Here is a 22,294-nt window from a genome sequence, read left to right on the forward strand (position 1 = left end):
GACCGCGGGCGGCCCACAGGTCAGAGCGTGGTGGTGTCCAGCTCCCCGTCCGCGTACTGCCTCCTGAGCACCTTCTTGTCGAACTTGCCGACCGAGGTCTTGGGCACCGACGGGATGATCGCCCACCGCTCGGGCAGCTGCCACTTGGCCACGGACCGCGCGAGGAACTCCCGCAGCTCCTGGTATCCGACGCTCGCGCCCTCCTTGAGCACCACGGTCGCCAGCGGGCGCTCCCCCCACTTCTCGTCCGGCACGGCGACCACCGCGGCTTCGGCCACGGCCGGATGGGCCATGATCGCGTTCTCCAGGTCGACGCTCGAGATCCATTCACCGCCGGACTTGATGACGTCCTTGGCCCGGTCGGTGAGCGTCAGGTAGCCGTCCTGGCTGATGATGCCGACGTCGCCGGTCTTCAGCCAGCCGTCCGCACTGAACTTGTCCGCCGGCCTGAAGTCCTCACCGCCGGCCCCTCCGTAGTAGGCACCGGCGATCCACGGACCGCGCACCTCGAGCTCACCGGCCGTCCTGCCGTCCCAGGGGGCGATGGCGCCGTCGGGGCCGACCAGCCGCGCCTCGACGCCGACGGGGAAGCGGCCCTGGCTGACGCGGTAGGGCCACTCCTCCTCGGGGGTGAGGCCGGCGGGCGGGTTGGAGTTGGTGCCCAGCGGCGAGGTCTCGGTCATGCCCCAGGCATGGCAGAGACGCACACCCAGCTTGTCGTACGCCTCCATCAGCGCGGGCGGACAGGCCGAACCGCCGATGGTGACCCGCTTCATGGAGCTGAGGTCGCGCGGGTGCTCGGTCACCTCGGCGAGCAGGCCCTGCCAGATGGTGGGGACGGCCGCGGCGTGCGTGGGCTTCTCCTGCTCGATCATCTCGGCGAGCGGGGCGGGCTGCAGGAATCGGTCCGGCATGAGCATGTTGATGCCCGACATGAACGTCGCGTGCGGCAGCCCCCAGGCGTTCACGTGGAACTGGGGCACAACGACGAGCGAGGTGTCCGCGTCGGTGAGCCCCATCGACTGGGCCGTGTTGACCTGCATGGAATGCAGGTAGATCGAACGGTGGGAGTAGACCACGCCCTTGGGCTCGCCGGTGGTTCCCGAGGTGTAGCAGAGGGCGGCGGCCTGCCGTTCGTCGATCTCCGGCCAGTCGTACGTCGTGGGCCGGCCGGCGATCAGTTCCTCGTACTCATGGACGACCGGCTCGCACCCCTCCAGCAGCGCACGGTCACCGGGGCCGCTCACCACCACGTGTTCGACGGTGGGCAGATCGGGCAGCAGTGGTGCGAGCAGCGGCAGCAGCGAACCGTTGACGATGATCACCCGGTCCGCGGCGTGGTTGACGATCCACACCAGCTGCTCGGCGGGGAGGCGCAGATTGAGGGTGTGCAGTACGGCGCCCATGGACGGGACCGCGAAGTACGCCTCGACGTGCTCGGCGTTGTTCCACATCAACGTGGCGACCCGCTGGTCGCCGTCGATCCCGAGCTCGTCGCGCAAGGCGTTGGCCAGCTGGACCGCTCGCGCTCCGGTCTCGGCGAAGGAGCGGCGCTGTGGCTGCTGCGGGTCCCCGGTCCAGGTGGTGATCCGGGATGTTCCGTGCACCAGCGTGCCGTGGACGAGCATGCGGGTCACTGTCAGCGGTACGTCCTGCATCGTGCTCAGCACGGCGTCCTCCCGGGGCGGCATTGCCTACGCATGGGTAATCTGGCGCAATTCTGCGCACATACCGTTTGGTATGTCACTACCCGCCGCCAGGAAATCCGCTTGCGCCGCCGCACAGTGATCAGCGCATGTCAGGAGCCGGTGAGTGCGTCCGGCGAGAGTTCCGGGTCCTCCCGGAGCTTGCCGAGGGCCCGGGACACCGCGCTCTTGACGGTGCCGATCGAAACGCCGAGCACTTCGGCGGTCTGCGCCTCGCTGAGGTCCTCGTAGTACCGGAGCACCAGCATCGCGCGCTGTCGGTCGGGCAGCTTCATCACCGCGTGCCACATCGCGTCGCGCAGCGCCTGCTGTTCCGCCGCGTCGGGTGCGGCCACCGGGGCCGGTTCGGGCAGGTCTTCACAGACGAACTCGTCGACCTTGCGTTTGCGCCACTGCGAGGTGCGGGTGTTGAGCAGAGCTCTGCGCACATAGCCGTCCAGGGCGCGGTGATCCTCGATCCGCTCCCACGCGACGTATGTCTTGGTGAGCGCGGTCTGCAGGAGGTCTTCGGCATCGCTCGCGTTGGCGGTCAGGGAACGGGCCGTGCGCAGCAGCACAGGCCCCCGGACCCGTACGTAGCTGGCGAACGACGGGTACGGCGCCATGGCTTTCGCTGCGCTGGTACAGACTGGCGTGGTCATAGGTCCACGCTAGAAGTCGAACCACGGTCAGCAGATCGGCCACAGGTGCCGAAGGCGGATCCCCCTCAGGTTGTAGGGGTGGTGGTACCTGCACCTCCTGAAGGTGGAGGACGGGCCGCCCGCGTCAGGGTCCGCGCGTCAGGGTCACCGGCACAGCCGCGCACCGGAACAGTCCGGGCGGCGGCGCCTCGGCGCCGCCGCCCGGGTCGTCATTCACCCCTCACGCCTCTCCGTTCGCCCCCGCGCACCACCCCCTCGCTGCCGCCCCCGTCGGGCCGTGTGTCACCAGAGGTTGGTGAAGTTCACCGTGTAGGTGCCCTGGTCGATGCTGGTGAGCCCCCAGCCGTTCACACTCGCGGTGTTGTTCTGGTTCGATGCGCCGGATCCGGTGGCGACCTGCTGCGTGGTGGTCGAGTTGCCGTTGTTGTTGTGCCCGACGCCGCTGCCACTGATGGTGGCCACACTGGCGTTGGATCCGCTGCCCGCGATGGCGCCGTTGTCTGCGGACGCCACGCCGGCGAAGAGGGCGGCCGCCAAGGGCAGCGCGGCGACAGCGGCAAGGGCGCGAGCGGTACGGATGTATGCCATGTCAATTCCTCCAGGAACCAGAAGTACGGCTGCGTCCCGGGCAGTTGGCCGACCGCTCCGGTGGTGGATCACGACTGTCGCAAGATCAGAGTTGCCCACCGAACCCCCGGCGAACCAGCCTGGAAGGCCCGATTCCCTCGCAAGCGTGACGTTAAGTCGATAAACCCCCACCGCGACGGAACCTGCGGGTCAGCACGGCTCGGCCCGCCCGATCCGGGGCGCCCCAAAGGCGAAGCGGTCCGTCACTTTCTCCGGAACAGGCGATTTCACCCGCTGCGGGCCTTCCCTCATTCGAACGGCCGTACGATACTCAATCCATGGCCGCCATCGACCGGCAGTCCGCCACCCTGGCCCTCGCCCATGCGCTCTCCGCCGCGGAGCGCGGGCTCCCCGTCATCCCGCTGTCCCGCACGAAACTTCCGGCGCTCCCCTCCCCGCACCGTGGCGAGCCCGGTCCGGCGGTTCTCTGCCGCGGCGAATGCGGCCGTCCCGGCCACGGCGTCCATGACGCCACCACGGATCCCGCCACCGTGCGCGCCCTGTTCGCGGCGGCGCCCTGGGCCACCGGTTACGGCATCGCCTGCGGCCGGTCACCACACCATCTGATCGGCATCGACCTCGATACCAAGGCAGAGACCGACTCCGCGGCCGCTCTGCAACGCCTCGCACTCAAGCATCTGTTCACGATCCCGGAGACCGTCGTCGTGCTCACTCCGAGCGGGGGGAGCCATCTCTGGCTGACCGGACCACCCGACAGGGTCGTCCCCAACTCGGCGAGCCGGCTCGCTCCCGGCATCGACATTCGTGGCGCCGGCGGCTATCTCGTGGGGCCCGGTTCACTCACGGCCCACGGTATCTACCGCCTCGCACCCGGCACGGCGCATCTCGCGCCCGCGCCCTGTCCTCGCGCTCTGCTCCGTCTTCTCACGCCTCCCGCGCGTCCCCGCTACTCCACCGGCCGGCCCGTACAAGGCCATGGCCTGGTGCAATTCGTACTCGCCGCCCATCAGGGGCAACGCAACACCCGTCTGTTCTGGGCTGCCTGCCGTGCCTACGAGAACGGTTTCGGCGAGGAGCTCGCCGGTTCTCTCGTCGCTGCGGCTGTGCGGACCGGACTCACCGAGCATGAAGCTCGTGCCACCATCGCCTCGGCAGCCCGCCTGACGACTCCGCCTCCGCGGTCCCTGCGTACCGACCGCACGGATCAGGCAGGCTGAAGAACCGCTTCGCCGACCGCCGCGTCCAGGGCCGCCTCGTCCGAGCCGGCCTCGGAATCGAGCGGGAGGCGGCGGGTGCTGGGCGTGGAGCCGTGCGCTTCGGCGCGGATGCGCTGTTTGATCGTGGGCGGCAGCGAGCGGGCCTTGGGCAGCGCCCACCAGGCCGACGGCATCGCCGGAGCCGGGGCAGCCGTTTCGGCTGTCGACGCCGGTGCCGATTTCGGCGCCGGGCTCGACGCCGGATTCGATTCCGATTCCGGAGACGTCCGTACGGCGGGGATCACCGGGGTGCGACCCGACAGTCCCGTCCGGTCGGCGGGCACCGGCCCAGCGGTGACGCGGGCGGCGGCCTTGGCCGGGGTGGCGAACCCGAGCATCGCGACGAGCGCGAAGAACGCGGTGGTGAAGGCGGTCCACGCCTTCATGGCCTGGCTGGTCATGACGAGCCTCATTTCCGTGATGTACAGCGACTTTTCGAATGGAAGGTTCTGCGTACTTTTCACATGATGCGGATCGGCACGGGATGGTGTATGACCAACCCACACAAACCGGCGTTCTTCGGATCAACACCACTCGGATGGCCCTCCCGGCGTGCGCGATCGCGTCAGGTGCGGTCCGCTGGAGGGTCAGCTGACGGCACATCACCCCGAGGAGCGCCATGCCCGAGGAAGCGGATTCCGGGCCCCGCCGACGCCTGCGCCTTCCGCACCGCAGGACCACCCGCGCCCTCCTCGCAGCCGTCCTGATCTGCACCGCGACGCTGGGATGGTCCGTGGCCGGCGCGCTGACCTACCCGGGCGACGACAGCACCGCGGCGCGGCTCGCGGGCTGGGCGCGCGAGCACCGGCTGGGCCCCGTGGTCGACAAACTGGAGAACATCAAGTACGACCTGGATCCGCCCAAGGTCGGCGGCGCCCTGCCCGCCGACGCGCTGGCCCGGATGCAGCAGGCGGCGGTTCCGCCCCGCGCCCATGGCGCCCGGACGGCCCTGCACACCCCCATCCGCCCGCTCGTCACCCCGGCGCTCGACGGCGAAGGCGTCTACCGGGCCCTGGCCGCGGACCGGAACGGCGTGCCGATCGTGCAGGGCACCTACGTACGCCCCGACGCGAGCCACACCTCGTACGAAGCGGCGGTCGCCCGGATCGACGCCGGGCACGTCCGCTTCCAACTGCACCCGGGGGTCCGCGAGCCGGGTGGCAGCTTCTCCGTCCCACCGACCATCCCCAAGGGCAGCCGCACCGGACTCGTGGCCACCTGGAACGGCGGGTTCAAGGTCAGCGACGGCGGCTCGCACGGCGGCTTCTACCTCGACGGCCGCACCGTGGGCACACTCCGCGACGGCGCCGCCTCCGAGGTCTTCTACCGGGACGGCTCCCTCAGGATCGGCGTCTGGGGGCGCGATGTGCGGATGACCGGCGATGTGGTGGGCGTCCGTCAGTGCCTCGAGCTGATGGTCGACGGCGGACAGGTCGTCCCGGGCATCGGCATCGACTCCAAGTGGGGTGCCACCGATCAGAGCCGGATGTTCGTTGAACGCTCCGGCGTCGGCGTCACGGCCGAGGGCGACATCATCATGGTGGTCGGCCAGGCCCTGTCGGCACGTACGCTCGCCGAGCTGATGCAGCGCGCGGGCGCGGTGCGTGCGATGCCACTGGACATGAACCGGGCGTGGCCGTCCTTCATGAGCTACGACGGCACGCGGGACCCGGCGAACCCCAAGCCGACCAACATCCTCGACTTCGAGAACCCGCCCGGGCGTTACTACACGACGGCGACCCGGGACTTCGTCGCGGTCTACGCCCGCTGAAACGCCGCAGCCTCGCTGGTCCTCCGCCACGACGGCCGAGCAGAGCGGTGGCGCCGACCACGGATGTGGGCCGACGCCACCGTACGAGGTGTCAGCCCCGGCCGCGCGTCCTGCGGCGCAGCGTCAGAGCGCCGCCAACCGCCAGCAGCAGTGCGGCGGCTGCGGAAATGCCGACCACGGAGGTGCCCGTCTCGGCGAGGTTCCCACCGTCGCCGTTCGAGCCGTTCGAGCCGTTCGACGAGGGGGCGGGCGCCACCGCGCTGGCCGAAGCGCTCACCGATGGCTCATCCGACGGCGTGTCAGCCGGCCCGCCCGAAGGCTTCTGGGACGGCGCCTGAGACGCCGTCGAGCTCGGTTCCACCGACGGCTTTCCGCTCGGCTTACCGCCCGGCGTCCCGCCCTCGCTCTTGCAGTCGGTCCAGAAGACCTTGTGCTTCGCCCGGCCGTGCTCGCCGTCGAAGTTCCAGATCAGCTTGTAGTGGCCGTCCGGCAACGTCAGGTCCCCGGTCCGGCCGTGCCCCGCACCGTCGAGGGCCAGCGAACCCTTGTCCGCCGCGACGCCCTTGCTGCCGGTCGGCGGCATCTCGACGATCGACCAGTCCACCTTCTGGCCGCCGTCGAATCCGAAAGCGTCGAGATAGAAGGTGCAGACGTGTGGCTCGTTCTTGTGAAGCTCTTCGCCGGTCTTGGCGTCGTGAATCTTCACGGTCCCGTTGTCACCGGGAGGCGTCGCGTATGCCGCCGGGCCGAGCAGCAGCGACGCGGCCGTCGCCGCCGTCACCAGAGACGCCGAGGTGAGGATGCGCATGGATCACCAACTTCAGGAGTACCTATGGACCGTGGGAGGCGGCGGCTCAGTTTCGAGTGCCTCCCCGGGCCGGTCAAACCCCTCCGCGCCCCATCGGTACGCGTTGCTGCGCAAATACCCCAATGGTCGTGCGTAACGATTCAGCCAGTGCGACGGTTCGTCACCACCCCGGGTACGCCGAAGGGGCGCCTCCCCCTGGGAGGCACCCCTTCGCACTGCGTCACGCTGATCTGCGAGCGGTGGGTGTGGGATTTGAACCCACGGTGACTCTCGCCACGACGGTTTTCAAGACCGTTCCCTTAGGCCGCTCGGGCAACCCACCCTGCCGCGTCCCGGTCCGGGACGCGGCGGTGACAGCCTAGCGTGTCAGCTGTCGCCCTTGCGCTGGCCCAGGGTGACCTCGACCGTGTGCTCCTTGCCGTCGCGCTTGTAGGTGAGCTGGACCTTGTCGCCCGGCTTGTGCGTCCAGATCGCGCTGATCAGGGTCGGGCCGCTGTCGATCACCGTGTTGTCGAGCTTGGTGATGACGTCACCGGCCTTGAGGCCCGCCTTGGCCGCCGGGCCGTTGGGGGTGACCGGGTCCGAGCCGCCGTTGGCGCCTTGGTCGGAGATCTTCGCGCCGTTGCCCTGGTCGTCCATGGACACGGTGGCGCCGATCACCGGGTAGACCGGCTCGCCGGTCTTGATGAGCTGCTCGGCGACCGTCTTCGCCTGATCGATCGGGATGGCAAAGCCCAGGCCGATCGAACCCGCCTGCGCATCGCCGAGGCCGCCGCTGCTCGCCGACTGGATGGCGGAGTTGATGCCGATGACCGCGCCGCGGGCGTCGAGCAGCGGGCCGCCGGAGTTGCCGGGGTTGATCGAGGCGTCGGTCTGCAGGGCGCTCATGTAGGAGGCCTTGCTGCCCGAACCGTCGCCCGATGCGACCGGGCGGTTCTTCGCGCTGATGATGCCGGTCGTCACCGTGTTGGACAGTCCGAAGGGAGCGCCGATCGCGATGGTCGAGTCGCCGACGGCCACCTGATCGGAGTCACCGAGGGACAGCGGCTTGAGCCCGGACGGCGCGTTCTTCAGCTTGATCACGGCCACGTCGTAGCCCTGGGCCCTGCCGACCACCTCGGCGTCGTACTTCTTGCCGTTGGAGAACGTCGCCGTCAGCGAACCGCCGTCGGCCGCGTCTGCCACGACGTGGTTGTTGGTGAGGATGTGGCCCTGGGTGTCGTAGATGAAGCCGGTGCCCGTGCCGCCCTGGCCGTTGCCGCTTTTCGCCTCGATGGTGACCACGCTGGGCAGCGCCTTGGCGGCGACCCCGGCGACGGTGTCGGGCGAGCGCTTGACCTCCTGGCCGTTGCCCGGCGCGGAAACGGTCGTCGAGCCCGTCGCGTTGTCGCTGTTCTTCTCGGCGACGTATCCGACGCCGCCCCCGATGCCGCCCGCGACCAGCGCGGCCACGATCACCGCGGCGACCAGGCCGCCCGCCCGCCTTTTGCCGGAGGGCGGCGGGGGAGGCGGCGGCGCACCCCAGACCGGGCCGCCCCCTCCGCCGCCCCCGTAACCGGGGTGCGACGGCGGCGGCCATCCGGCGCCGCCGGCCTGAGCCGCTGCGGGCTCGCCCGGGGGCACGGACGGGAGCTGTGCCGTGTTGTCGGAGGCACGGTCCTCGGGCGCGGAAGCGGGCATGCCCTCAGGCGCGGCAACCGGCACGGGAGGTGCGGACGGGGCAGGTGGTGCGGGTCGTGCGGGCTCGGCCGCGGCGCCCTCGGTGCCCTCGTTCTCGGTGCTCACAGCTCTTTCTCCTCGGTTCCACGTCGTCTTCGGTAAGGGTCCCGCTGTGCGAGTGTCTGGCTGCACGTCCTGCGCGCAAGTGTCGTGCAAGTTTCTGTGGACAGCTTTTCCCACAGCACGTCGGGGCACTGTAAGCGGGAGCTGTGCGCCGGCCCCTCATTCTTACGTCGGACGCATATTCCGGACGAAGGGGACGCACCTTCAGGCACTCGCGTCCTGCGCCTACCCATTCACGATGGCACCATGACGCGGTGACCCATGTACGACAGCACAGCATTCAGGTCGTCGCCCACCGGGGAGCGTCCGAGGACGCCCCCGAGCACACCCTGGCCGCCTATATGCGGGCCATCGACGACGGCGCGGACGCCCTGGAATGCGACGTGCGGCTCACCGCCGACGGCCATCTCGTCTGTGTGCACGACCGCCGCGTCAACCGTACGTCCGACGGCCGCGGTGCGGTGTCCGCGCTGGAGCTGTCCGCTCTGACCGCCCTGGATTTCGGATCCTGGCGGGAGTGGACCGACACCGATGAGTCCCCGGACTGGGACCGGGAGAGAACCTCGGTACTCACCCTGGAGCGGCTCCTGGAACTCGTCACGGATTCCGGGCGGCGGGTGGAGCTGGCGATCGAGACGAAACATCCGACGCGTTGGGCCGGGCAGGTGGAGGAGCGGCTTCTGACCATGCTGGCCCGTTTCGGTCTGGACCGGCCGTCGGCCGGCGAGCCCTCCCCCGTACGGATCATGAGCTTCTCGGCCCGCTCGCTGCACCGGGTCGCGGCGGCCGCCGCCACCGTCCCCACCGTCTACCTGATGCAGTTCCTCTCACCGCGCCTGCGCGAGGGGCGGCTGCCCGCGGGTGCCGGTATCGCGGGACCCGGTATGCGGATCATCCGCAGCCACCCCGATTACGTGGAGCGGTGGCACCGGGCGGGACACCAGGTGCACGTGTGGACGGTGAACGATCCGGCCGATGTCGAACTCTGCGCGGAACTGGGCGTAGAGGCAATCATTACCAACCGCCCGAAACAGGTCTTGTCCCAACTGGGCCGCCTTTAGAACGACCACCCCACCCCTCGTCACAGGGAGTGCTCCGGCGCATTCGGTACGTGGTTGATCGTTACGAGTGCGTCACCGGCCCGCCCGTGGCCGGTTTCCGGCCCAGTTCAATGGGGCATTCACTCGATGGCGTGGGGCAAAGGAGGTCTCGGGGGTGGCGTTGGTGGTGGCACAGGAAGTGCCCACGTCGTCGAGCATGGCCGTACCCCACGGCCCTGCGGGCGTGGGCGAAGCTCGACACCGGATGCGTGATCAGTTGCGCAGGAGCGGTGTATCCGAAACGGTCGTCGACGACGCTGTACTGATCCTTTCCGAACTGCTCAGCAACGCCTGCCGCCACGGTCGGCCGCTGGGCCCCTCGGAGGCCGGCGACGGCGATGTCCGCGCCGCCTGGCGGGTGGACAAGGCAGGCCGGCTGACCGTGGAGGTGACCGACGGCGGCGGGCCCACCCGGCCGGTTCCGGCCACTCCGTCGGTCACCGCGCGCGGCGGCCGGGGCCTGCACATCATCAGTGCGCTGGCACAGGAGTGGGGCGTACGGGACGACGCCTCCGGAGAGGTCACCGTCTGGGTCCTCGTGACGGGGCGCAGGCGCGCGGACTTCGCCGCACAGATGGCCGGACGCGGTCCGGAATTCGGGGACTTCAGCGACGTCTTCGACGAGGTCGATCAGTAGCTCAGCCGGGCCCACCCCGGTGACGGCCGGGCGGCACCCGGCCCGGAGCCGGGCACGACCGGCCGGAGATCCCATAGGCTCGCGCCGACACAGCATCAGCGCAGTCGGGAGAGAGCCGCACCATGGCGAAGAAGCGTCCCCAGACGAAGGCCCCGCAGGCCACCGGCGGAGAAGTTCCGGTGGTAGGGGCACGTGAACCCTGTCCGTGTGGCTCCGGCCGCCGTTACAAGGCCTGCCACGGACGGGCCGCGGCGCATGCCGTGACCGAGCTGATCCAGCGGCCGTTCGAGGGACTGACCGGCGAGGGCGACTGGGTCGCCCTGCGCGAGCTGGTGCCGGCGGCGACGGTCGAGCTGACCCTGAAGGGCGGGCTGCCCGAAGGCGTGCCGTCCGTGAAGCTGGCGACCGTGCTGCCGATGGCGTGGCCCGCGCTGCGCCGCGACGACGGCTCCGTGCTGCTGGGTCTGCAGAACGACACGCCGTCCGGCGACCTGAGCCGGGATCTGGCCGACACGCTGCAGCGGGCGCTGACGGCCGTGCCCGGCACCCCGGTCACCGCGCAGAAGGCAGCCGCGGACGGCCCGCGACTGCAGGATCTGCTGGATCCCGGTGCGGCCTTCGAACCGGTCGTGCACCCCGGCTTCGAATTCTGGGTACCGGACTCGAAGAACGCCACACCCGAGGTCACCGCTTCCCTGGAGCGGGCGAACGACGCCGCCATCCCCACCGTGAAGCTCGCCTCGGCCGACGCGGCCTACTGGTGCGAGACTCCGGAGAAGAACCACCTGCGCTGGGTCATGCCGCACCCCGAGGAGCAACTGCTGGACGCCCTCGCCCGACTGCAGGCGGCGGGTTCCTCCTCGCTCGGTGTCGGCACCCGGCTGGTCGGTTCCTTCCGGGCGCACGGGCTGACCGTGCCGGTGTGGGACCTGCCGAGTGCCATGGGCGCCGCGGAGTGCGAGAAGCCGGCGGCCGAGTTCGCCGAACGGCTGGCCACGGCGCTCGCTGATGACTCCCCGCTCACCCCTGAGGAGCGCCGGGCGCGTGGTGGCCTCACCAATCGTCAGGTGACGCTCAGCTGAGAGTGACGGCGCAGGTGGGGAGGTAGGTGAATCCGGTCACAACCCCCTGCGGCCGCAGGAAAATCGCTGTCCGAATACGTGAGATCGAATTTGCGAACCGCCGATCTCTTGTTACCGTTCTAGAAGCCCGGTCGTTGGTGCATCCCCCGTCGCCAACGGCCGGGCCTTTCTTTGCCCCGGCCCGTCAATGGCCCTTCAGCACCGGCGAGTTGCTTCCGGAACGGAGCAGCAGCGGGCCGTCCCCGCCGTCGACCGCCCGCGCGAACTCCGCCACCGCCGTGTACCGGGCCGGCTTTCCGCGTACCGCATCGCGCGGGGTCTCGCAGGTCCCCGGCTCGTCCTCCGTACCGATCACGCAGTGCATTTCCAGGGTTCGGCCGCCGGGCGCGAGGAGAACCAATACGGAATCCAGTTGCGCGCCGGTCTCATTGCGGTAATAGGTGCGCGCCCAGGTTGCTCCCGGGAGGCCGGCTTCGTTCCGTGCGGTCAGCACGCAGGTCTGCGCCTCGATCCCGTCCGGTGACGTCACCTCGGGCCCGCACACTGCCGCGGTGTGCGGGAGTGCGCCGGAAGCCGCCGCGGAGGTACGTGTTCCGGACACAACCGCGGACCGCTCCCGGGTGCCCGCCCCATCGGCGCCGGACGAGACGGACTCTCCGGACGGGGCGGGGCGGGCGAAGAGACCGGTGGCCGGGCCGGCGGCGGCTGCCGCCGGGAGCATGACGACGAGGACCACCATGGCGGCGAGTCCGGTCGTGCGAAGGTTCATGACGCGGTCCACCTGTCGGCTGCTCCGAACGATGGGGCGAAGATATCCGCCGAAAGCGGGCGCGCGGTCGACCGCGCGCCCGATTCCCGCAGAACAGCCGCGGGCTCAACCCGTACGAGTGAGCCGGCCGTGCCGCATCCCGTCAGTAGGCGAGTCTGCTGCCACCGCCGGGAGCCCCGGTGCTCGCCTCGACCAGCGCGTCCACCACCGCTCCGACATCCGGCAGCCAGGGCGCGGCCGCACCGGTTGCGGAGCCCTGAGCTGCCGAACTGGACCGGGAGCTCGGGCCGGGGCCCCGCTCCCACCAGACCGGGCCGCTGCCGGTCTCGGAGGGCGGCAGCGCCAGATAGCCGCCGTCGCCGTGGAAACGCAGCGAGCTCGGCACCCAGTCCTTGGCGTGCAGCATTTCGCCGAGCCGCTCCAGGGAGTACGGGGCCACCAGCAGCGACCAGCGGGTGGGGGTGGCCACGACCGGGCCGAGCCGTACGTCCATCTGGTCGAGAGCCACCAGGGCGCGGGCACCCGCGACGGCGGGAAGACTGACCGCGCAGGGCGCCCGGCCGCCGGTGGCCATGATCAGCGGCGCGCCGGGGCGGTTGGTCCACCACCAGCGCACCATCCGCTCATCGGTGGTCGCCGCGAGCAGTTCGGGGTCGAAGGGATGTGCGCCGGGTACGACGCAGTCGGGATTGGGGCAGCCGCAGCCCCTGGCACCGGGGGCGGTGTGCCCCACGCCGGGGAGTACCGGCCATTGCCAGCTCGTGGCGCAGGTCAGCGCCGCTTCCAGCTGGGCGTGCCTCCCACTGCGCCGGAACCGGAGCCCGCGTCGCCTTCCGGGGATCTCGCGCATGAGCGCTCGTTCCTTTCCGTTGAGGCCGGGGTCCACATCGCGCCATGCGTGCGACACATCACTGTGCGTACGCGCACTCTGGGCCTGCGGTGTGGATCACCAGCAGAGCGGAGCCTGGTCCGAGTTCATTTGCTCGAGCAGGGCGAGGGGTGGCGCGACTGGCGCGTACTCGCCCCGTGCTGTCCGTGCTGTTCCACCGTGCGAATCCACTGTCGTGCGAATCCACTGTGCGAACCCCGCCGTGCGGGGTGTGGCGCGACCTTCAGCGGTGAGGACGCTCAGGTCTGCCGCCAGGTTCCGGGGCTGCATCAACTGCCCTGGCCATCATCGACTACGTACCCACCGCACTCGCTATGACGCTCTGCCGAACGACTTCAGTCGACATCAAATAGCTGCACGGGGGGACATTTTCCAGCCAAGTTGGTTGTCTAATGGTGCCCACACAACTATCGCATGGACACCAGGAACCCCGCCAGGACAATGCTGGACATCCCCTTACTTCTGCGTGTACATGTGGATCTATGGGTAGCCGCGCAACACGGCTTGGGGGTTTGCGATGCTATTGAGCGAGACGCACCGGTCAGAAAGTCGGCTGCCATGAGCGCACCTCACCTGCCGAAAGTGGCTGGAATCGATTCTGCTGTGCCGGCCCCCGCGCACAATGCGGCGCCTTCCACTGCCACCCCCGCCCCGGTCGGTGCCCCGGTTGCCATGATTCAGGACCGGCTGGCCGGCTGGGTCTTCGACCTCACGACCCTCCATGAACTCACCGAACGACTGGCCGCCACCTCAGCGCTGGACGAGGCGCTGCAGGAGCTGCTACGAGCCGGCGCCGCGCTCGTGGGCGCCGGCCGCGGCCTGGTGATACTGGAACCGGCGGACACCACCGGCCCCGAAGACCCGGCCGGCAAGCACGGCCCCACGGCCACGGTCGGGCTCGGACTGGCCCACGCCGAACTGGGCCACCTGGAAACCGTGCCGCGCAGCGCCACCTCGTACGGCCGGATGCTGAACGGTGAGGCCGCGGGCACCACGACTCCCGAGGGCATCAGCGAGGGCGTCGCCACCCCCGACCTGCTCGCCGACAAGAAACTCGATCCCCGCCACCACGAGGTCGCCGCCCGCCTCGGCTACGCGGCCAGTTATGCCATCCCCCTGGCCACCGCCGCCGGGCTGCTCGGCGCGGCCGTCTGGTTCTACGACGAGCCGGCCGCGCCCGTGGACCGCCAGCGCCGTCTCATCGGGCTCTACGCGCGCTATGCCGGCGAACATCTCGCCCGGCTCGTCGAACTGCACCGGGCCCGCGCCCGGATGGCGGCCATCGCCGAGGAGCTGCTGCCGAGCCGGCTGCCCCGGGTGCCCGGCGTCCAGCTCGCCGCCTGCCACCGCACCGGCACCTCCGGCGGTGGCGACTGGTACGACGCCCTTCCGCTGCCCGAGGGAGCGCTCGGCCTGGCGGTCGGTTCGGTCACCGGCTCGGGCCCGGGCGCGATGGCCGCGATGGGCCGGCTGCGGGCCGGTCTGCGCGCCTACGCCGTGATGGAGGGCGAGGATCCGGTCGCCGTGCTCTCCGATCTGGAGCTCCTGCTCCGGCTGACCGAACCGGCCCGCTCGGCGACCGCGCTCTTCGCCTACTGCGAGCCCGCCCAGCGCAAGATCGTGCTGGCCGGTGCCGGCCACACCCCACCGCTGATCATCGGTGAGCGCCGCACCGAATTCGTCGAGACCTCACTGTCGGCGCCGCTGGGCATGCTCGCCTGCTGGGAGGCGCCGAGTGTGGAATTCTCCGCCGACCCCGGAGAAACGGTGCTGCTGTGCACCGACGGACTGCTGCGCCGCACGGGCGACCCCATGGACCGGGCCTTCGCGCGGCTCCACGCGGCCGCTGTCGATGTGCCGCGGGCGCTGCGCGACGACCCGGCGGCCATCGCCGAGCACGTACTGCGGAGCATGCTGCCGGCCGGCCTCGACGGCACGGAGGACCCGGAGGACGTGGTGATCCTCGCGGCTCGCTTCGGTTAGGTCCTGCCCGGCAGAGATCGGCCGGGCAGGACCTAGCGCTCCTGACCCGGGCCGCGCCGCGGTAAGAGGCCTTTCGGCCCTGGGCCCCCTTCCGTACAGACGTACGATGAAGACGGTCCAGCGTCGTATCACGGCCCGTGCCGCACCAAGGCCTGTGTCGTACCAAGGAGAGAACGTGTCAGAGGAGCTCACCCCGGAGAACCCGGCGACCCCGGAGAACCCCGAAGAGACAGAGCCCATCAAGCAGCGGAAGAACGGCCTGTACCCGGGCGTCTCCGACGAGCTCGCCGCGAACATGAAGTCCGGCTGGGCCGACACCGAACTGCACGACCTGCGGCCGATCCCGCAGGCGGACCGCACCGCCGAGCGGCGCGCCGCACTCTCCGCGCGTTTCCCCGGCGAGCGTCTGGTGATCCCCGCCGGCCGGCTCAAGACCCGCTCCAATGACACCGAATACGCCTTCCGGGCCTCCACCGAATACGCCTACCTGACCGGCGACCAGACGCAGGACGGTGTCCTCGTCCTGGAGCCGACCGACGACGGACACCTGGCGACGATCTATCTGCTGCCGCGCTCCGACCGGGAGAACGGCGAGTTCTGGCTGGACGGCCAGGGCGAGCTGTGGGTCGGCCGCAGGCACTCCCTCACCGAGGCCGGGCAACTCCTCGGCATCCCGGCGAAGGACGTCCGCGAGCTGCCCGCCGCCCTCACCGGGGCCACCGGACCGGTCCGCAACGTGCGGGGCCACGACGCCGTCATCGAAGCCGCGCTGACCGACAAGGTCACCGCGGAACGCGACGAGGAACTCCGCGTACACCTGTCCGAGGCCCGCGCGGTCAAGGACGACTTCGAGATCGGCGAACTGCAGAAGGCCGTCGACTCCACCGTCCGCGGCTTCACGGACGTCGTGAAGATCCTCGACAAGGCCGAAGCCACCTCCGAGCGCTACATCGAGGGCACCTTCTTCCTGCGCGCCCGCGTCGAGGGCAACGACATCGGCTACGGCTCCATCTGCGCCGCGGGCCCGCACGCCACCACCCTGCACTGGGTGCGCAACGACGGCGACGTCCGCCCCGGCGAGCTGCTGCTGCTCGACGCGGGCGTGGAGACCCACACCCTCTACACCGCCGACGTCACCCGCACGCTTCCCATCGACGGACACTTCAGCGACCTGCAGCGCAAGATCTACGACGCGGTCTACGAAGCCCAGGAAGCCGGTATCGCCGCGGTCAAGCCGGGCGCCGCCTACCGCGACTTCCACGACGCGGCGCAGCGGGTGCTCGCCGAGAGGCTCGTCGAGTGGGGCCTGGTCGAGGGGCCCGTGGAGCGGGTGCTGGAACTCGGCCTGCAGCGCCGCTGGACCCTGCACGGCACCGGCCACATGCTGGGCCTCGACGTCCACGACTGCGCGGCGGCCCGCACCGAGGCCTACGTCAACGGCACCCTCGAACCGGGCATGTGCCTGACGGTCGAGCCGGGGCTGTACTTCCAGGCCGACGACCTCACGGTGCCCGCGGAGTACCGCGGCATCGGTGTCCGTATCGAGGACGACATCGTCGTCACCGAGGACGGCAACCGGAACCTCTCGGCGGCGCTGCCCCGCCGGTCCGACGAGATCGAGGCCTGGATGGCTGCGGTCAAGCAGGCCTGAGCACCGGCAAACCCGCCACGGGGACGCGCTGCTCAGCCCGCGCCGAGCAGCGCGTCCTCGCGCCACTTCAGGACCTTGTCGAAGCGCACCATCGCGCCCCGGCCGGGCCGGTTGCGGAAATCGACATGGTCGGCGAGCTCCTCGATCAGCCCGAGTCCCCGGCCGTTCTCTGCCGAGGCCGAAGCCGAGGGCTGCCTGCGGATCTGTTGCGCGGCGGCGCGGCGCCCCCGCCGTACCGGAAAACCCGGCCCGGAGTCGGTGACCTCGATACGGCATCGCTCGCCGTCCAGAAACGCGGTCACCCGGAAACCCTTGGCCGCCGACCCGGGGGCGGTGCCCGGCTCCTCGTATCCCCCGTGCTCCACCGCGTTCGCACAGGCCTCGCTGAGCGCGACCGACAGATCGAAAGAGATCTCCGGGTCGACGCCCGCGGTCTCCATCGCGCCGAGCAGAAGACGACGTGCGAGGGGAACGCTCGCGGCTTCGCGCCGCAAATGAAGAGACCACCAGATGCTCATGGACCAGCCTCCTGGCTGCGGCTCGACATACGGATACCTATTGCCGCAAGACCGGCGTTGTAAGCGCCCAGTTGATGTGATAGCGCTCATTCGGCGGACGCGGGCGGCTCGGGCGCCGGTATATGGCCGGTAGAGCCGGTGGAGGGTGCGGACCCGTGAACCCGCCGGATGTCCGAAACGCGTGGGACGGAAGGTGACCTTTCGGACCTGCCGTATGGAGGCCATCGGACCGGTGCGATGATGGCCCGGCCATGTTTACCTCTGCCGTACGCGCAGCAGCCGGTCCACGGCTACTGAGGACCGCGGTGTTCACCGCGGTCTGCGTCGTGCTGGCCGGAGTGGGACATGCGCTGGCCTCCGGAGCCCCGGTGCCCTGGTGGTCGCTGACGCTGGGATTCTTCGGGCTTTTCGTGCTGGCCGCACCCCTGGCCGGACGCCGGCGCTCCCTGCCGACCATCGCCGCCGCGCTGACCGTCGGACAGCTCGGCCTGCACACCCTTTTCGGGCTCAGCCAGCAGAGTTCGGCGGCCATGGGCGCGATGGGGTCCATGGGGTCGATGAGCGGCATGAACCTCCTCGGGCCATCCGCGGCCGCCGGGCACCCGGCCGCCGACCGGTCCGCGCTGCTGGCACTCGCCGGAAAGCTCGTCTGCGGCGCCGGCAGCGCCCCGCTCAGCCTGGCCCGGGCCCACCACATCGTCACCGCGGCCGGCCTTGATCCCTCGGCGGCCTCCGCGGCCACACCGCACCGGATAGCCGCGGCTCCGACCTGCACCGTGATGCTGCCCACACTGTCCATGGTGCTCGGTCATCTGCTCGCCGCGCTGATCACCGGTTGGCTGCTGCGCCGCGGAGAAACCGCCCTCCTCCGGCTGAGCCGACTGTCGCAGGGCGTTGCCGAGGGCGCACTGGTCAGGAGTCTGCGCGCCGCGCTCGCGCTGGTGCGCGCCCTGCGCGCGGGGCTTCCCGGCGCGCCCGCCCGGCAGCCGCGCGCCGGGTACACACCACTTTCCGCCCCCCGCTCCAGCGTCGGCCGGGCACTTCAGCACACGGTGATCAGACGCGGGCCGCCGCCCGTATACGTACTCGCAGCCTGACACGGCGCCGCCCGCGCGTTCACGGAGCGGTGTCGTGCTGCCCGTGCGCACCGGTGCGCGGGCTGCCACCCTTCTCTATCGCACCGTGGAGTGTGTTCCGTATGAGCATCACCCGTCGTATCGCCGTGGTCGGCGGTGTCGCCGCCACTACCGTCCTGCTGGTATCGGGTACCGCCTTCGCGCATGTCACCGTCCAGCCGGAGGGCGCGGCCGCCAAGGGCGGATACGCCGTCATCGACTTCAAGGTCCCCAACGAGCGCGACAACGCATCGACGACCGAGGTCGAGGTCCACTTCCCCACCGACCACCCGCTCGCCTCGGTTTCGGTGCAGCCCGTCCCCGGCTGGCACGCCGAGGTCACCACGTCCAAGCTCGCCAAGCCGCTGACCATCCACGGCAAGAAGATCGACAAGGCGGTCTCCAAGGTCACCTGGACCGGCGGGAAGATCAAACCGGGTGAGTTCGAGCAGTTCCCGCTCTCCGTCGGCCAGCTGCCCACCGACACCGACCAGTTGACCTTCAAGGCACTGCAGACCTACTCCAACAAGGAGGTCGTGCGGTGGATCGAGGAGCAGAAGCCCGGCGCCGAAGAGCCCGAGAACCCGGCGCCGGTACTCAAACTGACCGCGGCGGCCGACACGGGCGGCAGCACCAGTGCTGCCTCGGACACGGCCTCGTCGGGCAAGTCGGCCGGTGACAGGAGCAGCACGCCGGACACCGCGTCGTCCGCTGACGGCACGAGTGACAACACCGCCCGTGTTCTCGGCATCATCGGCATCGTGATCGGCGTGGCGGGGGTGGCCTTCGGGTTGCTCGCCGGTCGTCGTCGCGCCGTCTGACCGCCGCGCACCACCCCCACCCACAGCAACTGGGACGTTCCTCCATGCACAGCACGCACAAGCACAGCACCCATAAGCACAGCACGCGCAAGAAGGCCCTGCTGGCCGCCGCCCTCGCGGTGGCGGCGGCCTGTTCTCTCACCGCTTGCGGCGCTGACGACAGCGGCAGCTCGGGCAAGAGCCCCGTCGCCGACGTCTCGGCCTCTGCCAAGACGCAGGCCGCGACGGTGCTCGACACGCCGTTCACCAAGCCAGACTTCGTACTGACCGACACCCACGGCAAGAAGTTCGACTTCCGCGAGCGGACCAAGGGCAAGCCGACGCTGATCTACTTCGGCTACACGCACTGCCCGGACATCTGCCCGCTGACCATGGGCAACATCGCCATCGCCAAGAAGGCACTGCCCAAGGCGGAGCAGGACAAGCTCCAGGTCGTCTTCGTCACCACCGACCCGGGCCGTGACACCCCGTCCGAACTCGGCAAGTGGCTGAAGGCCCAGGACCCGTCCTTCATCGGCCTCACCGGCGACTTCAAGACCATCCAGGCCGGCGCCCGGTCGATCGGCATCGGGATCTCCCCGACGGAGAAGGAGAAGGACGGCACGATCGTCTCGATGCACGGAGCCCAGGTCATCGCCTTCTCTCCGAAGACGAACAAGGGCTACCTGCTGTACGGCGAGGACACCAGCGTGCAGAACTACACCAAGGACCTCCCCAAGATCATCAAGGGGGAGACTCCGTGATACACCGCTCCGCGGCCCTCACCTGTGCCATGGCCGCCACCGCGGCCCTGGCCCTGGCCGGGTGCTCGTCGTCCAGCGGTTCCGCATCTGCCTCCGCCTCCGCCGACGGCAAGCCCGAGCTGAAGGTCACCGAGTCCTTCATGCCCGAACCCGTCCGCGGCAGCGGCATGGCGGCCGGATTCGTCACCGTGGCCAACAGCGGATCCACCGCGGACCGGCTCACCTCCGTCACCAGCGGCCTCTCCGACAACATCACCCTGCACACCACCAAGAACCAGCAGATGCGGGAGGTCACCTCGCTCCCGGTCCCCGCCCATGGCGAACTGGACCTGGAACGCGGGGGAAACCACCTCATGTTCATGGGCCTCAAGAAGCAGCCCGAGCCCGGCGAGAAAGTAGCTGTCCAGCTGCACTTCGAGAAGGGCGGCACGCTGAAGGCCGAACTTCCCGTCAAGGAGCCCACCTACAACCCGAAGCACGGATAAGGACTGACATCCATGAAGGTGATCACCGCCCCACCCCGCTTCGGTCTCCCGCTCGCACGTCTGCTGCTCGTCGCGGTGGCACTCCTCGGCGCACTGTTCGCCGCGGCCGCCCCCGCATCCGCGCACGCGGCGCTGCTCGGCAGCAACCCGAGTGACGGGGCGGTGGTCGCGCAGGCCCCCGACGACGTCGCCCTCACCTTCTCCGAACAGGTCGCCATGGACGACAAGTCCATCCGCGTCCTCGACCCGCACGGCAAACGCGCCGACACCGCCCAACTCCGCGACCTGTCCAAGGGCGGCGCCGTCACCTACGGCGTCGATCTGCGCCCCGGCCTCGCCAACGGCACGTACACCGTCGCCTGGCAGGCCATCTCCGCCGACAGCCACCCGGTGTCCGGCGCCTTCACCTTCTCCATCGGCGCCCCGTCCAGGACCAGCGTCTCCCCCACCGGGGAGAACGTCGGCGGCGGACTCGTCGGCGTCCTCTACGGGACCGCGCGGTACGCCGCCTATGCCGGATTCATCGTGCTCGTCGGCGGCGCCGCCTTCATCCTCGCCTGCTGGCAGCGCGGCGCGAGCGAACAACCGCTGCAGAAGCTCGTCGTCCGCGGCTGGCTCACGCTGACCGCGGCCACCCTGGTGCTCCTGCTGCTCAGGGCCCCGTACACCGGATCGGGCCACCTCTCCGACGCCCTCGATCTGAGCGCTCTCAAGGCGGTCCTGCAGACCAAGGCGGGCGCCTCACTCGTCTCCAGGCTGCTGCTGCTGGGCGCCGCCGCTCTCTTCGTCGCCGTCCTCTTCGGGGCGTACGCCAAACGGGACGCGCCCCCCGACGCGGAGCCGGAAGCAGCGGAGGCAGCGGCGAAGGAGAAGAAGGACCTCACCTTCGGACTCGCCGTCGGCGGCGCGGTGGTCGCCGCCGGCATCGCAGCCACCTGGGCCCTCACCGAGCACGCCTCGGTCGGCATCCAGCCCGGCATCGCGATGCCCGTCGACATCGTTCACCTGCTCGCCGTCGCCGGCTGGCTCGGCGGACTCACCGCTCTGCTGGTCGCGCTCTTCCGGTCACCGGCCATCGAACGCGCCGCCGTGCAGCGTTTCTCCCGGATCGCCTTCGGCGCCGTCTGCACGCTGGCCGCGACAGGCCTCTACCAGGCCTGGCGGCAGGTCGGATCCTGGTCGGCGCTGCTCACCACCGATTACGGCCGACTGCTCCTGGTGAAGGTCGGCCTGGTCGCGGTGGCCCTGTGCATCGCCTTCTTCTCCCGGCGCTGGACCGCGCAGTTGTCGGAGACCTCCCTGGTGCAGGACGTCACCGCGGACGACACCGACCGGGCGGGCAGCGACGAACCGGTGACCGTACCGCCCGATCCGCGGCGCGCCGCCCAGCTCGCCCGCCAGCGGGCCGCCAGGTCTGCCGTCCGGGAGAAGCGGATCCGCAACGCCGATCCGCACCGCACCGGGCTGCGCAAGTCGGTGTTCGCCGAGGCGGGAGTGGCCGTGGTGCTGCTCGCCGTGACCACCGTCCTCACCACCACGGAACCCGCCAGGACCGAGGAGGAGGCGGGCCGCGCCACATCGGCGGCGGCCACCGTGCCGTCGGGCCCGGTGAACATCTCCCTGCCCTTCGACACCGGCGGCTCCAAGGGCAAGGGCACCGTCGCCCTGGAACTCAGTCCTGGCCGCAGCGGCAGCAACGACCTGCATCTGTATGTGAACAACGCCTCGGGCAAGCCCTACGACATCCCGGAGGTCAAAATCGCGCTGACCCTCGAGGCCAAGAAGATCGGGCCGCTGCCCGTCGTCCCCGACCACCTCTTCACCGGGCACTGGGGAGCGACCGGCATCCAGATCCCGATGGCGGGCAACTGGGACATCGCCGTCACCGTGCGCACCTCCGACATCGACGAGACCACCGTGAACAAGACTGTGAAGATCGGCTGACCAGC

General features: G+C 70.2%; 21 protein-coding genes and 1 tRNA gene. 12 read left to right on the plus strand and 10 right to left on the minus strand.

Features of this window, described 5'->3' with window-relative positions:
- Positions 1-20 precede the first annotated feature (20 nt).
- The 3 genes from AB0436_RS08860 to AB0436_RS08870 all read right to left on the minus strand — a co-directional run bounded on the left by AB0436_RS08860 (position 21) and on the right by AB0436_RS08870 (position 2,935).
- Positions 21-1,670, minus strand: a complete 1,650-nt coding sequence (locus tag AB0436_RS08860; protein ID WP_366467037.1) for a long-chain fatty acid--CoA ligase — start codon at positions 1,668-1,670, stop codon at positions 21-23.
- A gap of 128 nt (positions 1,671-1,798) precedes the next feature.
- The gene (locus AB0436_RS08865) at positions 1,799-2,347 is read right to left on the minus strand and encodes a SigE family RNA polymerase sigma factor (RefSeq protein WP_366467038.1); all 549 of its coding nucleotides are present in this window, start codon (positions 2,345-2,347) and stop codon (positions 1,799-1,801) included.
- A gap of 282 nt (positions 2,348-2,629) precedes the next feature.
- Positions 2,630-2,935 carry a hypothetical protein gene (locus AB0436_RS08870; RefSeq protein WP_366467039.1) on the minus strand — a complete coding sequence of 102 codons (306 nt, stop codon included), beginning with the start codon at positions 2,933-2,935 and terminating at the stop codon, positions 2,630-2,632.
- Positions 2,936-3,252: 317 nt separating this feature from the next.
- Here AB0436_RS08870 and AB0436_RS08875 point away from each other — a divergent pair, with 317 nt between their 5' ends.
- Positions 3,253-4,152: a bifunctional DNA primase/polymerase gene (locus tag AB0436_RS08875; RefSeq protein WP_366467040.1), complete on the plus strand. Its 900-nt coding sequence runs from the start codon at positions 3,253-3,255 to the stop codon at positions 4,150-4,152.
- Here the strand turns inward: AB0436_RS08875 and AB0436_RS08880 are convergent.
- Positions 4,140-4,592 carry a DUF6344 domain-containing protein gene (locus AB0436_RS08880; protein WP_366467041.1) on the minus strand — a complete coding sequence of 151 codons (453 nt, stop codon included), beginning with the start codon at positions 4,590-4,592 and terminating at the stop codon, positions 4,140-4,142. The genes AB0436_RS08875 and AB0436_RS08880 overlap by 13 nt on opposite strands.
- Positions 4,593-4,810: 218 nt before the next feature.
- Here AB0436_RS08880 and AB0436_RS08885 point away from each other — a divergent pair, with 218 nt between their 5' ends.
- A complete protein-coding gene (locus AB0436_RS08885) occupies positions 4,811-5,962 on the plus strand; it encodes a phosphodiester glycosidase family protein (protein WP_366467042.1) in 1,152 nt (383 codons plus the stop codon).
- Between the two features lie 91 nt (positions 5,963-6,053).
- Here AB0436_RS08885 and AB0436_RS08890 read toward each other — a convergent pair whose 3' ends face one another.
- The 3 genes from AB0436_RS08890 to AB0436_RS08900 form a co-directional block, all read right to left on the minus strand.
- The gene (locus AB0436_RS08890; protein ID WP_366467043.1) at positions 6,054-6,770 is read right to left on the minus strand and encodes an LPXTG cell wall anchor domain-containing protein; all 717 of its coding nucleotides are present in this window, start codon (positions 6,768-6,770) and stop codon (positions 6,054-6,056) included.
- A 237-nt stretch (positions 6,771-7,007) separates the two neighbouring features.
- Positions 7,008-7,092, minus strand: a tRNA-Ser gene (locus AB0436_RS08895).
- Between the two features lie 44 nt (positions 7,093-7,136).
- Positions 7,137-8,555 (minus strand): trypsin-like peptidase domain-containing protein, encoded by a 1,419-nt coding sequence (locus AB0436_RS08900; protein ID WP_366467044.1) that lies wholly within the window; start codon positions 8,553-8,555, stop codon positions 7,137-7,139.
- 251 nt (positions 8,556-8,806) lie between these two features.
- On the opposite strand from AB0436_RS08900, the gene AB0436_RS08905 reads away from it, so the two are divergent.
- The 3 genes from AB0436_RS08905 (at position 8,807) to AB0436_RS08915 (ending at position 11,371) form a co-directional block, all read left to right on the plus strand.
- Positions 8,807-9,613 carry a glycerophosphodiester phosphodiesterase gene (locus AB0436_RS08905; RefSeq protein WP_366467045.1) on the plus strand — a complete coding sequence of 269 codons (807 nt, stop codon included), beginning with the start codon at positions 8,807-8,809 and terminating at the stop codon, positions 9,611-9,613.
- Between the two features lie 67 nt (positions 9,614-9,680).
- Complete coding sequence (locus AB0436_RS08910) at positions 9,681-10,289, plus strand: ATP-binding protein (protein WP_366467046.1); 609 nt, start codon at positions 9,681-9,683, stop codon at positions 10,287-10,289.
- Between the two features lie 122 nt (positions 10,290-10,411).
- The gene (locus AB0436_RS08915) at positions 10,412-11,371 is read left to right on the plus strand and encodes a DUF5926 family protein (RefSeq protein WP_366467048.1); all 960 of its coding nucleotides are present in this window, start codon (positions 10,412-10,414) and stop codon (positions 11,369-11,371) included.
- Positions 11,372-11,555: 184 nt separating this feature from the next.
- Here AB0436_RS08915 and AB0436_RS08920 read toward each other — a convergent pair whose 3' ends face one another.
- Positions 11,556-12,140: a hypothetical protein gene (locus AB0436_RS08920; protein ID WP_366467049.1), complete on the minus strand. Its 585-nt coding sequence runs from the start codon at positions 12,138-12,140 to the stop codon at positions 11,556-11,558.
- A 142-nt stretch (positions 12,141-12,282) separates the two neighbouring features.
- Positions 12,283-12,990 (minus strand): bifunctional DNA primase/polymerase, encoded by a 708-nt coding sequence (locus tag AB0436_RS08925; RefSeq protein WP_366467050.1) that lies wholly within the window; start codon positions 12,988-12,990, stop codon positions 12,283-12,285.
- Between the two features lie 480 nt (positions 12,991-13,470).
- Here AB0436_RS08925 and AB0436_RS08930 point away from each other — a divergent pair, with 480 nt between their 5' ends.
- Both AB0436_RS08930 and AB0436_RS08935 read left to right on the plus strand, forming a co-directional pair.
- A complete protein-coding gene (locus AB0436_RS08930) occupies positions 13,471-15,012 on the plus strand; it encodes a PP2C family protein-serine/threonine phosphatase (RefSeq protein ID WP_366467480.1) in 1,542 nt (513 codons plus the stop codon).
- A gap of 175 nt (positions 15,013-15,187) precedes the next feature.
- Positions 15,188-16,663: an aminopeptidase P family protein gene (locus tag AB0436_RS08935; RefSeq protein WP_366467051.1), complete on the plus strand. Its 1,476-nt coding sequence runs from the start codon at positions 15,188-15,190 to the stop codon at positions 16,661-16,663.
- Positions 16,664-16,695: 32 nt separating this feature from the next.
- On the opposite strand, the gene AB0436_RS08940 is transcribed toward AB0436_RS08935, so the two are convergent.
- On the minus strand, positions 16,696-17,181 hold the full coding sequence (locus tag AB0436_RS08940) for an ATP-binding protein (protein ID WP_366467052.1): 486 nt from the start codon (positions 17,179-17,181) through the stop codon (positions 16,696-16,698).
- A 251-nt stretch (positions 17,182-17,432) separates the two neighbouring features.
- Between AB0436_RS08940 and AB0436_RS08945 the strand changes: the two genes are divergently transcribed.
- The 5 genes from AB0436_RS08945 to AB0436_RS08965 all read left to right on the plus strand — a co-directional run bounded on the left by AB0436_RS08945 (position 17,433) and on the right by AB0436_RS08965 (position 22,289).
- Entirely contained in the window at positions 17,433-18,278 is an 846-nt protein-coding gene (locus tag AB0436_RS08945) for a hypothetical protein (protein ID WP_366467053.1), read from the plus strand.
- 101 nt (positions 18,279-18,379) lie between these two features.
- Positions 18,380-19,117: a YcnI family protein gene (locus tag AB0436_RS08950; protein ID WP_366467054.1), complete on the plus strand. Its 738-nt coding sequence runs from the start codon at positions 18,380-18,382 to the stop codon at positions 19,115-19,117.
- Positions 19,118-19,161: 44 nt separating this feature from the next.
- Positions 19,162-19,860, plus strand: coding sequence for an SCO family protein (locus tag AB0436_RS08955; protein ID WP_366467055.1), 699 nt, complete (start codon positions 19,162-19,164; stop codon positions 19,858-19,860).
- 29 nt (positions 19,861-19,889) lie between these two features.
- Positions 19,890-20,345 (plus strand): copper chaperone PCu(A)C, encoded by a 456-nt coding sequence (locus AB0436_RS08960; RefSeq protein WP_366467481.1) that lies wholly within the window; start codon positions 19,890-19,892, stop codon positions 20,343-20,345.
- A gap of 12 nt (positions 20,346-20,357) precedes the next feature.
- On the plus strand, positions 20,358-22,289 hold the full coding sequence (locus AB0436_RS08965) for a copper resistance protein CopC (protein ID WP_366467056.1): 1,932 nt from the start codon (positions 20,358-20,360) through the stop codon (positions 22,287-22,289).
- Positions 22,290-22,294 lie beyond the last annotated feature (5 nt).

Origin of the sequence: Streptomyces sp. NPDC051322, assembly GCF_040689485.1 — a bacterium.
In the GTDB taxonomy this organism is placed as follows: domain Bacteria; phylum Actinomycetota; class Actinomycetes; order Streptomycetales; family Streptomycetaceae; genus Streptomyces.

Bases quoted from the DNA above. Each gene is read 5' to 3' on its own strand.
- AB0436_RS08865 (WP_366467038.1), bottom strand. From the start codon at position 2,347: ATGACCACGCCAGTCTGTACCAGCGCAGCGAAAGCCATGGCGCCGTAC.
- AB0436_RS08870 (WP_366467039.1), bottom strand. From the start codon at position 2,935: ATGGCATACATCCGTACCGCTCGCGCCCTTGCCGCTGTCGCCGCGCTG.
- AB0436_RS08875 (WP_366467040.1), top strand. From the start codon at position 3,253: ATGGCCGCCATCGACCGGCAGTCCGCCACCCTGGCCCTCGCCCATGCG.
- AB0436_RS08880 (WP_366467041.1), bottom strand. From the start codon at position 4,592: ATGACCAGCCAGGCCATGAAGGCGTGGACCGCCTTCACCACCGCGTTC.
- AB0436_RS08885 (WP_366467042.1), top strand. From the start codon at position 4,811: ATGCCCGAGGAAGCGGATTCCGGGCCCCGCCGACGCCTGCGCCTTCCG.
- AB0436_RS08890 (WP_366467043.1), bottom strand. From the start codon at position 6,770: ATGCGCATCCTCACCTCGGCGTCTCTGGTGACGGCGGCGACGGCCGCG.
- AB0436_RS08915 (WP_366467048.1), top strand. From the start codon at position 10,412: ATGGCGAAGAAGCGTCCCCAGACGAAGGCCCCGCAGGCCACCGGCGGA.
- AB0436_RS08920 (WP_366467049.1), bottom strand. From the start codon at position 12,140: ATGAACCTTCGCACGACCGGACTCGCCGCCATGGTGGTCCTCGTCGTC.
- AB0436_RS08925 (WP_366467050.1), bottom strand. From the start codon at position 12,990: ATGCGCGAGATCCCCGGAAGGCGACGCGGGCTCCGGTTCCGGCGCAGT.
- AB0436_RS08930 (WP_366467480.1), top strand. From the start codon at position 13,471: ATGCTGGACATCCCCTTACTTCTGCGTGTACATGTGGATCTATGGGTA.
- AB0436_RS08940 (WP_366467052.1), bottom strand. From the start codon at position 17,181: ATGAGCATCTGGTGGTCTCTTCATTTGCGGCGCGAAGCCGCGAGCGTT.
- AB0436_RS08945 (WP_366467053.1), top strand. From the start codon at position 17,433: ATGTTTACCTCTGCCGTACGCGCAGCAGCCGGTCCACGGCTACTGAGG.
- AB0436_RS08950 (WP_366467054.1), top strand. From the start codon at position 18,380: ATGAGCATCACCCGTCGTATCGCCGTGGTCGGCGGTGTCGCCGCCACT.
- AB0436_RS08955 (WP_366467055.1), top strand. From the start codon at position 19,162: ATGCACAGCACGCACAAGCACAGCACCCATAAGCACAGCACGCGCAAG.
- AB0436_RS08960 (WP_366467481.1), top strand. From the start codon at position 19,890: ATGGCCGCCACCGCGGCCCTGGCCCTGGCCGGGTGCTCGTCGTCCAGC.
- AB0436_RS08965 (WP_366467056.1), top strand. From the start codon at position 20,358: ATGAAGGTGATCACCGCCCCACCCCGCTTCGGTCTCCCGCTCGCACGT.